The 14,649-nt window shown below is 52.0% G+C and carries 13 protein-coding genes; 7 read left to right on the top strand and 6 right to left on the bottom strand.

Annotated elements, in window-relative coordinates:
• Positions 1 to 210: 210 nt before the first annotated feature.
• From pth to JK231_RS08885, 4 genes are all read left to right on the top strand, one after another.
• Positions 211 to 798, top strand: coding sequence for an aminoacyl-tRNA hydrolase (pth, locus tag JK231_RS08900; RefSeq protein ID WP_211728400.1), 588 nt, complete (start codon positions 211 to 213; stop codon positions 796 to 798).
• Between the two features lie 111 nt (positions 799 to 909).
• Complete coding sequence (gene ychF, locus JK231_RS08895; protein WP_034824290.1) at positions 910 to 2,001, top strand: redox-regulated ATPase YchF; 1,092 nt, start codon at positions 910 to 912, stop codon at positions 1,999 to 2,001.
• A gap of 406 nt (positions 2,002 to 2,407) precedes the next feature.
• The gene (locus JK231_RS08890) at positions 2,408 to 3,385 is read left to right on the top strand and encodes a DUF1852 domain-containing protein (protein ID WP_211728399.1); all 978 of its coding nucleotides are present in this window, start codon (positions 2,408 to 2,410) and stop codon (positions 3,383 to 3,385) included.
• Positions 3,386 to 3,412: 27 nt separating this feature from the next.
• Positions 3,413 to 4,441 carry a methionine synthase gene (locus JK231_RS08885; RefSeq protein WP_211728398.1) on the top strand — a complete coding sequence of 343 codons (1,029 nt, stop codon included), beginning with the start codon at positions 3,413 to 3,415 and terminating at the stop codon, positions 4,439 to 4,441.
• 116 nt (positions 4,442 to 4,557) lie between these two features.
• On the opposite strand, the gene JK231_RS08880 is transcribed toward JK231_RS08885, so the two are convergent.
• The 5 genes from JK231_RS08880 to JK231_RS08860 form a co-directional block, all read right to left on the bottom strand.
• Positions 4,558 to 5,976: a 6-phospho-beta-glucosidase gene (locus JK231_RS08880; RefSeq protein ID WP_211728397.1), complete on the bottom strand. Its 1,419-nt coding sequence runs from the start codon at positions 5,974 to 5,976 to the stop codon at positions 4,558 to 4,560.
• A gap of 202 nt (positions 5,977 to 6,178) precedes the next feature.
• The gene (locus JK231_RS08875; RefSeq protein ID WP_211728396.1) at positions 6,179 to 7,612 is read right to left on the bottom strand and encodes a 6-phospho-beta-glucosidase; all 1,434 of its coding nucleotides are present in this window, start codon (positions 7,610 to 7,612) and stop codon (positions 6,179 to 6,181) included.
• 30 nt (positions 7,613 to 7,642) lie between these two features.
• The gene (locus tag JK231_RS08870; protein ID WP_211728472.1) at positions 7,643 to 7,975 is read right to left on the bottom strand and encodes a PTS lactose/cellobiose transporter subunit IIA; all 333 of its coding nucleotides are present in this window, start codon (positions 7,973 to 7,975) and stop codon (positions 7,643 to 7,645) included.
• 8 nt (positions 7,976 to 7,983) lie between these two features.
• The gene (locus JK231_RS08865) at positions 7,984 to 9,300 is read right to left on the bottom strand and encodes a PTS sugar transporter subunit IIC (RefSeq protein WP_211728395.1); all 1,317 of its coding nucleotides are present in this window, start codon (positions 9,298 to 9,300) and stop codon (positions 7,984 to 7,986) included.
• Entirely contained in the window at positions 9,300 to 9,620 is a 321-nt protein-coding gene (locus JK231_RS08860) for a PTS sugar transporter subunit IIB (protein ID WP_034824314.1), read from the bottom strand. The genes JK231_RS08865 and JK231_RS08860 overlap by 1 nt, the downstream gene beginning before the upstream one ends.
• A gap of 294 nt (positions 9,621 to 9,914) precedes the next feature.
• Here JK231_RS08860 and JK231_RS08855 point away from each other — a divergent pair, with 294 nt between their 5' ends.
• The 3 genes from JK231_RS08855 (at position 9,915) to gap (ending at position 13,055) form a co-directional block, all read left to right on the top strand.
• Positions 9,915 to 10,937: a LacI family DNA-binding transcriptional regulator gene (locus tag JK231_RS08855; RefSeq protein ID WP_097116821.1), complete on the top strand. Its 1,023-nt coding sequence runs from the start codon at positions 9,915 to 9,917 to the stop codon at positions 10,935 to 10,937.
• 51 nt (positions 10,938 to 10,988) lie between these two features.
• Entirely contained in the window at positions 10,989 to 11,966 is a 978-nt protein-coding gene (locus tag JK231_RS08850; protein WP_097116820.1) for a helix-turn-helix domain-containing protein, read from the top strand.
• Positions 11,967 to 12,044: 78 nt separating this feature from the next.
• The gene (gene gap / locus JK231_RS08845) at positions 12,045 to 13,055 is read left to right on the top strand and encodes a type I glyceraldehyde-3-phosphate dehydrogenase (protein ID WP_211728471.1); all 1,011 of its coding nucleotides are present in this window, start codon (positions 12,045 to 12,047) and stop codon (positions 13,053 to 13,055) included.
• A 66-nt stretch (positions 13,056 to 13,121) separates the two neighbouring features.
• Here gap and phoA read toward each other — a convergent pair whose 3' ends face one another.
• Positions 13,122 to 14,528, bottom strand: coding sequence for an alkaline phosphatase (phoA, locus tag JK231_RS08840; RefSeq protein ID WP_211728394.1), 1,407 nt, complete (start codon positions 14,526 to 14,528; stop codon positions 13,122 to 13,124).
• Between the last annotated feature and the right edge of the window lie 121 nt (positions 14,529 to 14,649).

Raw genomic sequence — 14,649 nt, 5'->3', positions numbered from 1 at the left:
TGTCATAAGTTTAGGCAATGACTGCCGGTTAAATTGCGTACAGGATCACACATCCTTCACAATCTCTGACATTTCTTTACGGCCAGAGGCTTGATTTCGATAGAAATTGATAAGTCACGCAGAGGTATCATCTGTACTCAGCACCCTTTGTCATCGCCGCTTGCAGGCAGTAAACTATCGCCCTTTCCGCAGCAAGACAGGATAAACATCGTGAGCAGCATTAAACTGATTGTGGGGCTGGCCAATCCCGGCGCTGAATACGCCGCAACGCGCCATAACGCAGGTGCCTGGTATGTGGATTTGCTGGCCGACCGGAACAATCAGTCATTGAAAGAGGAGCCGAAATTCTACGGCTACACTGCACGCCTGTCACTGGCGGGTGAAGATGTCCGTTTGCTGGTGCCCACTACTTTTATGAACCTGAGTGGCAAAGCGGTTGCGGCAATGGCGACCTTTTATCGCATCGCACCAGAAGAAATTTTAGTGGCACACGATGAACTGGATCTGCCTCCTGGCATCGCCAAATTCAAACAGGGCGGTGGTCATGGCGGGCATAACGGTCTGAAAGACATCATCAGCAAGCTTGGCAATATCAATAATTTCCATCGCCTGCGGGTTGGCATCGGTCATCCCGGCGATCGCAATAAGGTTACCGGCTTCGTGTTAGGCAAACCGCCTGCCAGCGAGCAAAAACTGATTGACGATGCCGTGGATGAAGCGGTGCGCTGCACAGAACTGTGGCTGAAAGAAGACAAAATCAAGGCGATGAACCGCCTGCATGCGTTCAAGGCTGGCTAAGCCCAATTCCCGCGCCGCAGAAGGCAATTCTGTGTATAATGCGCGAAATTTTTTGAATCTGTCGGCGCTGCCAGCCAGTGCCGTACACTCAGTGAGAAAGGTAATCAGACCATGGGATTTAAATGCGGTATTGTGGGCCTGCCGAACGTCGGTAAATCCACCCTGTTCAACGCGCTGACTAAAGCGGGTATCGAAGCAGCCAACTTTCCGTTCTGCACCATCGAGCCTAACACCGGTGTGGTGCCAATGCCCGATCTGCGCCTCGATCAGCTGAGCGAAATCGTTAAGCCACAGCGTGTTGTGCCGACCACCATGGAATTCGTCGATATCGCCGGTCTGGTAAAAGGCGCATCCAAAGGTGAAGGCCTCGGTAACCAGTTCCTGACCAACATTCGTGAAACCGAAGCTATCGGTCACGTGGTGCGCTGCTTCGAGAACGACAATATTATTCACGTTTCCGGCAAAGTGAATCCGGCGGAAGATATTGACGTCATCAACACCGAGCTGGCGCTGTCCGATCTCGACACTTGTGAACGTGCTATTCAGCGTTGCCAGAAGAAAGCCAAAGGCGGCGACAAAGATGCTAAAGCTGAGCTGGCTGCACTAGAGAAGTGCCTGCCGCATCTGTCCGAAGCGGGCATGTTACGCGCGCTGAAACTGGATGCAGACGAGAAAGCGGCCATTCGCTACCTGAGCTTCCTGACCCTGAAGCCCACCATGTACATCGCTAACGTGAACGAGGACGGTTTTGAAAACAACCCGTACCTTGATCAGGTGCGTGCGATTGCAGAAGCCGAAGGTTCAGTGGTGGTGCCGGTATGTGCAGCCGTTGAATCCGACATCGCAGAGCTGGATGACGAAGAGCGTGACGAGTTCATGGCAGAGCTGGGTCTGGAAGAGCCGGGTCTGAACCGCGTGATCCGTGCAGGTTATGCCCTGCTCAACCTGCAAACTTACTTCACCGCTGGCGTGAAAGAAGTACGTGCATGGACCATCCCAGTGGGCGCGACCGCGCCACAGGCAGCCGGTAAAATTCACACCGACTTCGAGAAAGGCTTTATCCGTGCGCAGACCATCGCTTTTGATGACTTTGTTACCTATAAAGGTGAGCAAGGCGCGAAAGAAGCCGGCAAGATGCGCTCAGAAGGTAAAGAGTATATCGTGAAAGATGGCGACGTGATGAACTTCCTGTTCAACGTCTAACCTTCAAGTCGATGATTAGACCCTGTTGAATTAAATTCAGCCAAAAAAATCCACGCCTGGCGTGGATTTTTTATTTCCCATTAGGTAAATTCTTCCGCGTCGCCTCCGGGCGTGTTGGCCATCACTTCACTTTTGTCGCTGGTCTGGCCCATCTTCACCGCTCGCTTTTCCGCAAAAAATCCCCCTTCTGACCACCCTGCTTCAGAGTGTGAACCCGATCATGAAATTGGCTCATGCAGGTTTGAAGTTTAATCACTTTCAATCACTGAGTGACTCTGGCATAAAATTCGCATTGTTATTGACTTAAGACAATGTGAAATCTACCGCAGGTGATAGGCCGAAGTATCAGGTCTACCCGCCTAAAGCCGGAAAGGTTTTGCAGCTGAAATCAGGATACCCGAGCATCATGAGCAACGATTTTGCATTTTCAATTAAGAGCAGCGTTTTCGATGAGAACTACAATCCATCTGAAAATACGCGCATCACCACGAACTTTGCTAACCTGGCACGTGGAACCCATCGCCAGCAGAATTTGCGCAATGCCTTAATGATGATGAACAACCGTTTCAACTCTCTGGCGCACGCGGACAACCCAAAAGGCGATCGTTATGCCGTTGAGCTGGAAATCATTTCTGCGGAAATTGATATTGAAGGCAATGGCAAAACCTTCCCGGTGATCGAAATCCTGAAAACCAATATTGTTGATCGCAAAACTCAGCAGCGTATCGATGGCATCGTAGGCAATAACTTCTCATCTTACGTGCGTGATTACGATTTTAGCGTGCGTCTACTGGCGGCCAATAACAATAACTCCGGTTTCAGCCTGCCAGAAGGTTTCGGTGATCTGCACGGCAATATCTTTAAAAGCTTCGTCAACTCGGCGGCTTATCAGGAGCGCTTTAATAAAAAGCCAGTGATCTGCCTGAGCGTATCCAGCAAGAACACCTATCACCGCACTGACTATCAGCATCCGGTATTGGGCTTTGAATATCAGCAAGATGAGCTGTCTCTCACCGACCATTACTTCGGCAAAATGGGATTGCAGGCGCGCTACTTCATGCCTGAAAACAGCGTCGCGCCATTAGCTTTCTATTTCACCGGTGACTTGCTGAATGATTACACGGATCTGGAACTGATCGGCACCATCAGCACTATGGAGACGTTTCAGAAGATTTACCGCCCGGAAATTTACAATGCCAACTCTGCCGCAGGCCAGTGCTATCAGCCAAGCCTGACACATGGCGACCATTCATTAACGCGCATTGTTTACGATCGAGAAGAACGCAGCCGGTTGGCTATTGAGCAGGGGAAGTATACGGAAGAGCACTTCATCAAACCCTATCAAGACATTCTTGAGCAGTGGTCTGCACATTACGTTCTTTGATTAAGCCAAAATAAAAGGTTATTGATTATGAAATTGTTATTACCTACTTCAACGGCAGGAAGCTTACCGAAACCGGCCTGGCTTGCTCAACCTGAAACGCTGTGGTCGCCATGGAAATTGCAGGGTGATGAATTAGCCGAGGGCAAAAAAGATGCCCTGCTGTTATCCCTGCAGGATCAGCAATTAGCGGGTATTGATATCGTCAGTGATGGTGAGCAAACGCGCCAGCACTTCGTCACCACCTTTATTGAGCATCTCAGCGGCGTTGATTTTGAAAAGCGTGAGATTGTGAAAATTCGCAATCGCTATGACGCCAGCGTGCCGAGCGTGATCGGTGAAGTCGTACGTAAAAAACCAGTGTTTGTTGAAGATGCTAAATTCCTGCGCCAGCAAACCAAACAACAGATCAAGTGGGCTCTGCCAGGCCCAATGACCATGATCGATACGCTTTATGATGGTCACTACAAAAGCCGGGAAAAACTCGCCTGGGAATTTGCCAAAATTCTTAACCAGGAAGCCAAAGAGTTAGAAGCAGCCGGTGTTGATATTATTCAGTTTGATGAACCCGCATTTAATGTGTTCTTCGATGAAGTGAATGACTGGGGCATTGCCGCACTGGAAAGAGCCGTTGAAGGTCTGAAGTGCGAAACCGCCGTGCACATTTGCTATGGCTACGGCATTAAAGCGAACACCGACTGGAAAAAGACCCTCGGCACTGAGTGGCGTCAGTACGAAGAAGTGTTCCCTAAACTGCAAAAGTCTTCTATCGATATCATTTCACTGGAAGCGCAGAATTCGCGCGTGCCAATGGATCTGATTGAGCTGATCCGTGGCAAAAAAGTGATGGTCGGTGCCATTGATGTGGCGACCAACAATATTGAAACTGCGGAAGAAGTCGCTGACACCTTGCGTAAAGCACTGCAGTTTGTCGACGCCGATAAGCTTTATCCTTCTACTAACTGCGGTATGACGCCACTGTCGCGCCGTGTTGCCAGAGGTAAGCTGGAAGCCTTGAGCGCAGGTGCTGCTATCGTACGTAACGAACTCACCGCGTAATGCTGATCCACTCACCGCCCAACAAGACGGTGAGTGCTTTTCTCGGCGCCCAGCGATGTTCAAACGGGCACCGTCTTCAGTCTCCTGCCTGCCTCATTCGATCCTGTAAAACCTCATCACGCCCTATGCGCGTGCGCTTGCCTGTCGGCCAGTAACTGATCGACGAAGGTAACGATCTCCGGTTTGGTCTGCTCAATCTCCGCAATTTTGCTGGCGAACTTCAGCAAATAGGCTTTATGGGCATACAACAATTGATCCAGCACTTTGATCGCCGTGTCGCCCGCCGGAATCAGCGGATTAATGGTGAAAGCGTGTAATGCCGCACCGTAATCTCCAGTAACGGCGGCTTCAATCACTGTTTCCTCCATGGCTTTCATTAACTGAATCATGCCGCGCGCCGCAGGCGGTAACGCTCCCCAACGCAGCGGTTCTGCGCCATGAGAAGTGATGGCGGCAGTGACCTCCACCACGCAATCAAACGGTAAATCGGCAATCGCGCCATTATTGCGCGTTGAGACCACCATTAATTTTCCGCTGTTATTTTGAATCGATGCAATGAGTTCGCAAGCCGCATCGCTGTAATGCGCCCCGCCCCGCTGACTTAACTCTTCAGGCTTGTAGTTAAGATTGACGTCTTTATATAACTCGAACAGCCGCGCTTCGGTTTTCTTCACCACTTCAGCGCGGGTTTCATACTGTTCGAACTCTTCGATGGCATGAGCGAGCATCGGTTCCTGCAAATAGTAATAGCGGTGATAACCACAGGGCAGCAGGCCGAGATGTTTTACCTGATCGTAGTTAAACGGAATCTGATGAATATTTTTCAGCCCTTCATCGCTTGTTTCCTGCTGGTCTGGGGAATAGATTTTATCAATCAGTTCTGCGGTGCGTTCATTGCCCTGCTGATCCCAGACGCGATGCCAGTGGAAATGGTTAAGCCCGGCAAATTTGAAATAGAGATCGTTCTCTTCCGCACCGAGCACGCTGCATGCCTGAGTGATATGGCCGAACGGCACATTGCACAGGCCAACGGTTTTTTCCCACTTGCCATATTTAATCGCCGCTTCTGTCACCATGCCTGCCGGATTAGTGAAATCCACCAGCCAGGCGTTTGGGCATAATTGACGCATGTCTTCGATAATGTCGAGAATCACCGGCACCGTGCGAAACGCTTTAAATATCCCGCCCGGGCCGTTAGTTTCCTGGCCCAGTAAACCATTGGCTAATGGAATCACTTCGTCTTTTAAGCGTGCATCCAGCAACCCCACGCGGAACTGAGTGGTCACGTAATCCGCATCCTTTAACGCTTCCTTGCGATCGAGAGAAAGATGCACCTGCCAGTCGAGTTTGGCAGCCGCGATCATGCGTTTTGCCATACTGCCAACAATTTCCATCTTTTCTGCGCCATCCTCAATATCCACCAGCCACAACTCGGCAATCGGCAACTGCTCCTGACGCAGGATAAGCCCTTCAATCAACTCTGGCGTATAGCTGGAACCCCCACCGATAGTGACAATCTTGATCTTATTTGGCATAGGATATAACTCCGTTTGGTTGCAATCAGGTGAGCAGAAGCGCCGTTTCAGGCAGCATCAGGCCTCACCGCATGGATGATATTTTTTCCTGGTTCGGGTTCATGTTATTTATTCAGCCTGCCTGCGCAGGCTGGAAAGGATATTCACTGCCGAAGAGATGACAACTCTGATTAACCCGGGCTTCCTGCCCGGGCATTGCTAATTAAAGCGCTTCACCCTGCGAGGCGATGACCTTTTTATACCAGGCAAAACTCTTTTTCTTCGAGCGCGAAAAATCGCCGGTTTGATCGTCATTACGGTTTACGTAAATAAAGCCGTAGCGTTTGCTGTATTGGCCGGTGCCAAAAGAGACACAGTCGAGACAGCCCCAGGGCGTGAAGCCCATTAAATCCACGCCATCTTCCAGTACGGCTTTTTTCATTTGCTCGATGTGTTCACGCAGGTAGGCAATACGATAGTCATCATTGACCTCGCCGTTGGCCTCACGTTGATCGACGGCGCCAAACCCATTTTCCACAATAAACAGCGGCTTCTGATAACGCTCATACAGCGCATTTAGCGTGTAGCGCAGGCCAACGGGATCAATCTGCCATCCCCAATCTGACGCCTGCACATGCGGATTTTTTCGGCTGCCGGGGAATGCTTCGAGTGCGCTGTCCATGCGGGTCGCGCTGGCATACTCCACGGCGTTACTCATGTAATAGCTAAAGCCGAGATAGTCGGTGCAGCCTTCTCGCAGCGTTTGTGCATCTTCCGGCGCCATCTCAATGTGGAATCCGCGCAGTTCCCACTCTTTCAAAATGTAGGAAGGATAGGCACCGCGCATGTGCACATCGCCAAACAGATAACGTTCCTGCATCGACTTTTGCGCATACATTACGTCATCAGGATGGCATGACCACGGATACAGCGGCACCATCGCCAACATGCAACCGATCTTGAATTCAGGATTGATTTGATGCCCCAGCTTCACCACTTTGGCACTGGCCACAAACTGATGATGCAGTACCTGATACATCACCTCTTCCGGATTTTCATGATCGGTGAAAATCACGCCTGAGTTGCTGTAGCCGAACAGCGGTCGGCGCCAGTTACGCTGGTTGTTGATCTCGTTAAAGGTCATCCAGTATTTCACTTTGCCTTTGTAGCGCTTCATCACCACTTCGCTATAGCGTACAAAGAGATCGATCAATTCACGATTCAGCCAGCCGCCATATTGCTGCACCAGATGCAATGGCATCTCGAAGTGCGACAGCGTAATCACCGGTTCGATGCCATATTTGAGCAGCTCATCAAACATGTCGTCGTAGAACTGCAGGCCCGCTTCGTTAGGTTGTTGCTCATCGCCTTTCGGGAAGATGCGTGTCCAGGCAATCGAGGTACGAAAACACTTAAAACCCATCTCGGCAAACAACGCGATATCATCTTTGAAGTGATGATAAAAATCGGTGGCCTGATGATTGGGGTAGTGTTTACCCTCGACAATGCCATCGGTAATTTCACGTTCAACGCCATGCGCTCCGCCCGTCAACACATCGACGATGCTCGGCCCTTTACCGCCTTCGTTCCATCCACCTTCAACCTGATGCGCGGCAACGGCGCCGCCCCATAAAAAATCAGCCGGTAACTGAGACATAATCCATCCTTTCATGTGATTAACTGCGTCTTACTGCAAGTGGGTTTTTGATAACTCCTGCACCTGACGATGCAGATAGATCAGCTCTTCAACTAAATCGCGGCACAACATGGCGTTCATCAGATGATCCTGCGCATGCACCATAATCAGGTTGACCGGAATTTTGCCGCAGCCTTCATCCGCACCGATTAACGCGGTTTGAATTTTGTGGGCTTCGCGCGCGGCATCTCGTGCACTTGCCAGCAACGCATCGGCTTCCTGCCAGTTGTGTTTTCGGGCCGCTTGCAGTGCCTGCATCGATGATGAACGGGCTTCCCCGGAATGAATGATCAGCTCCATCACCGTGCTTTCCATTTCCTGCATCTCTTGCATTACTTCATCTCCTCAGCCAGTTGTTCCTGCGCCATCTCTTCTTCCTGCGCAAGCAGTTGGCGTTCATACATTTTGAAGAACGGGTAATAAATCAGCGTGGATAAACAAATCAGGAACGCGACTAACACCACTGCGCGCCAGTCCCAGCCGGTTGACCAGGCGGCACCAATCGGTCCCGGCGTGGTCCAGGGGGCCAGCGAAATGACGTGGTTGATTAGGTTGGTACGGGTAGCGGTCCAGGCGATAACCGCGTTGATCAACGGCGTGGTGATAAAGGGAATAAACAGCAGCGGATTCATCACCACCGGTGAACCGAAAATAATCGGCTCATTGATGTTAAACATACCGGGTACAAAGCCGAGGCGGCCGATGGCGCGCAGATGCGCGGAGCGGCTGCGCAGATAGAGAATCACCAGGCCCATGGTGGCACCCGATCCGCCTACGGTGATGAAGAACTGCCAGAATGGCTCGATAAAGATTTTAGGGATCTCTTGCCCGGCATTTAACGCTTCCTGGTTCAGCCCCAGATTACTCAGCCAGAATGCCTGCAGGATGCCGCCGACAATCGCCGCACCGTGAATGCCGGCAAACCACAGCAAATGACATAGCAAGACGGCGATGAGCACCGCAGGCAGTGAATCGGCTGCTGAGATAATTGGCGCAAACACTGACATGATGGCCTGAGGAATCAACAGACCAAAGTGGCTCTCCATAAACAGGTTCAGCGGGTAGAGCGTCAGGAAAATCACCATGATGGGGATCAGCAGGTCAAAGGACTGACGAATTTTCGGCGGCACCTGTTCCGGCAGTTTGAAACCAATGTTGTACTTCACCAGCCAGTGCATCACTTCCGTGCAGTACAGGCTGATCAGGATGGCGGTGAATATTCCTTCCCCACCCAGCGAAGCGACGGACAATGCGCCGTTCTTTTCCGGTGCAGCCACCACCAAAAAAGTCATCAGCGACAGCAGCGCCGCCATCAGGCCATTCAGTTTGTAGCTTTGCGCCAGGTTATAGGCAATCGCGCCGGTGATGAACACCGCCATGACGCCCATCGTCATGTTGTAGGGCATCATCAGCTGGTCGTTGTACTGCTTCACCATGCCCAGCCACCACTGGGCGAAGCCCCATTGGCTGTCCTGACTGAAAGGAGGATGTGAGAACAGCAGCATGAATGAGCCGACAATCAGGAACGGCATTGAGGCAATAAATCCGTCCTTGATCGCCACCACATGCCGTTGCGATGAGAGTCGCGCAGCAATCGGACTGATGCGGTTTTCAATCACACCAAATAAGGAGTCAGCCAGTGTACTCATCATGCCCCCTTATTAGCATCAATCAGGGCGAGCGCCGACTTCAGGATCTTTTCGCCATTTAACATGCCGTAATCCATGGTATTAATGACGGTGACCGGTTTGTGATACTCCTGCGCCTGACGTTCGAAATCTGCCAGCTTATATTTGATCTGTGGGCCTAGCAGACAACAGTCATACTCGGCGATTTTTTCACTGAACTCTTCCATGCCAACGGCATCAATTTTGGCTTCTAAACCCAGCTGCGTAGCGGCTTTCTGCATTCTTTGTACGACCATGCTGGTTGACATACCTGCGGAACAACACAATAGAATTTTCACCATGACACCCTCCGTTTTTTTTAAATAATTACGCGCCGAGAATCGTTTCTGCAACCGGTTACACATTCAATTTGTTCTTTTTGTGATCTATAACTCAAACCGTTAAACCTTATTTAAAGAGTGAAAATATGATTAATCTGAGACCGGTTTCATATTATTTTTATGTTAGCCTTTTAAATATGTAATGAAATCGAATGATAATGAGAAAAAACGTTATCGGTTAGAAGAGCCTCACTCTGCGGTTTTCAGATTGAGCTTTTGCGCTACAATGCGCGAGAACGCTGAGAAGGAAGATAAATGACGACAATGCTTGATGTCGCAAAACGCGCAGGTGTGTCAAAAGCCACGGTGTCACGAGTGCTGGCTGGCCATGCTTATGTGTCTAAAACGGTGCGGGATCGGGTGATGCTGGCCATAGATGAGATGGATTACCGTCCTAACCTGCTGGCACGAAGTCTTGCGACCAACCGTTCGCACAGTATTGGTCTGATGGTACCCAATACGCTTTACAATGGTCCCTTTTTTACCGAGCTACTATTCCAGGCCGCGACCATGACGGAAAAACTCGGTTCACAACTGGTGCTGGGCGATGGCAAACACAATGCGCAGCAAGAGCGCGAAGCCATAAACTTTTTAATCGATAGCTATTGCGATGCCGTGATCATCTATCCGCGCTATTTAAGCGTGGAAGATATTGATGCACTTATTCCTGGTATGAGTAAGCCGTTAATCGTGTTAAACCGCCGTTTGAAGCAGCATCCGCAATATTCGGTGTGTGCTGACCACGAAAATGACACCCTCAACGCGGTGAATCATTTAATTGCTCAGGGCCACCGCGAGATCGCTTTTATCAAAGGGATGGGAAGCTCTCACACCGGATTAAGTCGCCTGAAAGGCTATATTTCATCGTTGATGGACAATGGCATTGAATACGACGAAAACCTGATGCTGGACGGCTGCTGGACCAGCGCCAGTGGGCAACTGGCGGTTGAAGCACTGTTACGTCGTAAAGTCAGATTTTCCGCGATTGTCGCCAGCAATGATGATATGGCGATTGGCGCCGCCTGCGCCTTGCACAACGCGGGTTTGCGCATCCCGCATGACGTCTCCTTGCTGGGCTTTGATGATATCCCGGTTGCGCCCTATCTCCTGCCGGCGTTAACCACGGTGCATGTTCCGGTTGCTGAGATGGTGTCGAGCGCATTAACGCAACTGTCTAAAATGCTGGATGGCGAAAGCGTGACGGCGCAGCCACTGATGCCGGGCCGACTGGTGCTGCGTAATTCGATCACCCAGGGACCGTATTACCAGCAAAAATAACGGCGCCGTGCGATAATCTGGCTTATTTTGCCACGATGAGCATTTTACGCCATGAAGCACTTTCTCGTTATCGTCCCCGATGGCGGCATGTTATTTGAAGCCGCCGGTATTGCCGACATCCTGATGCACGCCAACCTGCACCTGCCCGTTGGCGTTGATCAGCCACGTTATCGCGTCAGTATCGCCACCACGCAGCCGCATCAGGTGATCCATGGTCAGTCGGGCCTCAACCTGCTGGCTGACCTGAAGCTGGCCGAATTAGATCCCCGCGCCGCCTGGGACACCATCATGATTACCGGACGCGGTGACAGCGTTGAAGAGGGCAATATGGTGGTGGATTTCATCAGGCTGGCGGCTCCGCAGGCTCGGCGTGTGGTGTCAATTTGTGGTGGCGCGATGCTGCTCGCCGAAGCCGGTTTGCTCGACGGACGCCGCGCCACGTCACACTGGCGCCTGCTGGAAACCCTGCAAACCCGCTTCCCCCGTGTTCAGGTGGAAGGGGGTCCGCTGTATATTCAGGATGGTCCTATCTGGACGTCCGGCGGCGTCAGCTCCGGCTTTGATCTCACGCTGGCGCTGGTTGAAGAGGATTTTGGCTTCAGCGTGGCACGCGATATCGCTCAGGATATGGTGATGTATTTGCGTCGCCCCGGCGGACAGATGCAGTTCAGCCGCTACCAGTTACAGCAAACCAGCACTGGCCCGATCCACGATCTGCAAAGCTGGATACGCGCTAACCTGGCGAAAGATCTGTCGGTTGAGAAATTGGCCGAACGTGTCGCCATGAGTCCACGCAATTTCACCCGCGTATTCACCCGTGAAACCGGTGCGTCACCGGCGCGCTATGTCGCAGAAGCGCGATTGGCCGCCGCACGAGAACTGTTGGAACAGAGCCGCGCGACGCTGGAACGCATCGCCCTTGACACCGGATTTGGCAGCAGCATCAATTTGCGCCGCAGTTTTGAGCGCCAGCTGCATCTCACTCCGGGTGAATATCGCCAACGCTTTCACTGCCGTAAAATGGCGTAAAGTGATCCTTTTTTGTCGTTTACGTCAATCACGCATCGTCCTACATTGACTGCAACCACTTCGGATAAGGAGTCAATGATGATCAAGGTTGGCATTAACGGTTTTGGCCGTATCGGACGTAACGTATTCCGCGCCGCACTGGGAAGCGATGATATTGAGATTGTGGCGATTAACGATCTCACCGACAGCAAAACGCTGGCGCATCTGCTTAAACACGACTCATTGTTAGGCAGACTTCCTGCAGAAGTTGAGGCCGGTGAAGGTGAGCTGCGCATCGATGGTAAGCCGGTGCGGGTGTTCAGCGAACGCGACCCGGCCAATATCCGCTGGCGTGACGTGGGTGTTGATATTGTGATTGAAGCCACCGGCTTCTTCACCGAGCGCGAGAAAGCGGCAGTGCATATCACGCACGGCGGCGCAAAAAGAGTGATTATCTCCGCTCCTGGTAAAAACGATGATTTGACGATTGTGCTGGGCGTGAACGATCAGCGCTACGATCCCCAGCAGCATTTCGTGGTGAGTAACGGCAGTTGCACGACCAACGGCCTCGCGCCAGCCGCGCAAGTATTGCATCAGGCATTTGGTATTGAGCATGGTCTGATGAATACCACTCATGCTTATACCAATAGCCAGGTGCTGCACGATCAGCCGGAGAAAGATCTGCGCGGCGCGCGCGCGGCGGCGCTGTCAATCGTGCCTTACTCCAGCGGTGCGGCGAAAGCGCTAGGTCGCGTCATCCCGGAACTGGATGGCCGTCTGACGGGGTATTCACTGCGCGTGCCGGTGCCAGTGGTGTCGATTGTGGATCTCACCGTGAGGCTGAAGCGTGATGTGACGGCAGAAGAAGTGAACAATGCATTTAAGGCCGCCGCCGCTGAAGGTCCATTAAAAGGCATTCTGGGATACAGCGATGAGCCACTGGTCTCCAGCGATTATCAGGGCGATCCACGTTCATCGATCATTGATGGGCTCTCTACCCTGGTGATTGGTGGCAACCTGGTCAAAATCCTCGCCTGGTACGATAACGAGTGGGGCTTCTCAAATCGTCTGGTGGATTTAGCGCGCTTGATGGCGCAGCGCGGATTGTAATTCGCACCAATCTGCAGCCAAAAAAATCCCCGCTGATGCGGGGATTCTCGTTGCTGCCGGGAGTGATTACTTGATGCCCATCGCATCCTTCAGCGTAAAGAACAAGTCCGTCTGATCGGTCAGGCCCACCACGTTAGCCGCATAAGGACCATAGGCCGCGATGCGCAACTGTGTGCCGGTATGCCCCTGAGAATCCTCTTCAGAGTTACCGTAGCTGATGGTCATGACCGCACCATCTTTGGTGTTCACCGCCTGGGTCAGGCCTGGGGCTTTGCTGCCATTTTCAATAATCTGGCTGCTATGCGCATGGTCTGCCGTCACTACCACCAGCGTGTCACCGTGTTCACGTGCAAAAGCCAGCGCCTGCTGCACGGCCTCATCCAGATCCACCGTTTCGCCAATCTGGCCGCACGGGTTCGCCGCGTGATCCTGTTTATCTATTGAAGCCCCTTCCACCTGCAGGAAGAAGCCTTTCTCATTGGTGCTCAGCAGATCAATCGCCTTTTTGGTCATCTGCGCCAATGTTGGTGTTGATGCCGGGCGATCTTTATTGACTTCACAGGTCACCACCGGTTTATCGATATTGCCGTGATAGCTGGCTTTCGGTCCCTGCCAGCGAACCGGCATATTGCCGTCAGAGAACAGCCCGAGCACCGGCTTCGTCTGATCGGCCTGTTTAATTGCATTCATGCCATCAAGGTTATCGACCAGCTGGAAGCCCAGTGCCTGAGCCTGCTCGCGCAGGGTTTTACCCTGATATTCACCCGCTTTGGCGCTTTCAGAGAACGATTTCGCCCCGCCGCCAAGGGTGACATCTGGACGGGTTTTCAGCATCTGCTCGCTGATGGACCCTTTACCGCCCTGCTCCAGCGCATTGGTGGGACACAGCTCGCTGGTTTTCTCCGGGCCATAACATTTACGCGACGTGACATGCGCCATTAAAGCGGCGGGCGTGGCATCCTGCAATTCTGCAGTCGAGACGTTACCGGTGGCTTTCCCAGCGGCTTTCGCCAACTCCAGAATGGTGACCTGATCCTTGCCATTAACGTCTACGCCGATGGCGCCGTTATAAGATTTGGTGCCCGTCGCCCAGGCGGTCGCGGAGGCAGCCGAATCGGTCACGTAATTCGGTTTGTGAGTTTTCTTGTCTAACGAGTAGTGGGTGTACTGACCGGTTAACGGCAGCGCATCAATGCCTGGGAAGAAACCACCCGCGCCCATCGCCTGATTTCGTGCAGCGGTGATTTCCGAGTCACCCATGCCATCGCCGATCAATAAGATGATGTTTTTGGCCGAGGTATTAACGAGTGAGGCTTTCAGCGCTTCCGTCTGGTCGCTGCTGAGGCGGCGCGCGCCACCGTGTTCGGTGATATCACCGGTGGCGGCGCGGCTATACGTTGTTGTGTCTGCCACTGCTGACGTCGCGATGAGTGAAGCCAGCAGAGAAACCGTGAAAAGAGGTATGTGTTTCATTTATAAGCATCCTTATCAGTAAATATAACCAAATGTTTCCGCAGACAAGTCTGCGACAGTCTGGTGACACTTTTGTGGCAGAGAAGGAATAATTTGATGACAGAACACGCAGTTCGGCGAG

The sequence above is a fragment of the Pantoea sp. JGM49 genome (assembly GCF_018257655.1).
Lineage (GTDB): Bacteria > Pseudomonadota > Gammaproteobacteria > Enterobacterales > Enterobacteriaceae > Pantoea > Pantoea communis.
This window is presented reverse-complemented; position numbering and strand designations above follow the sequence as displayed.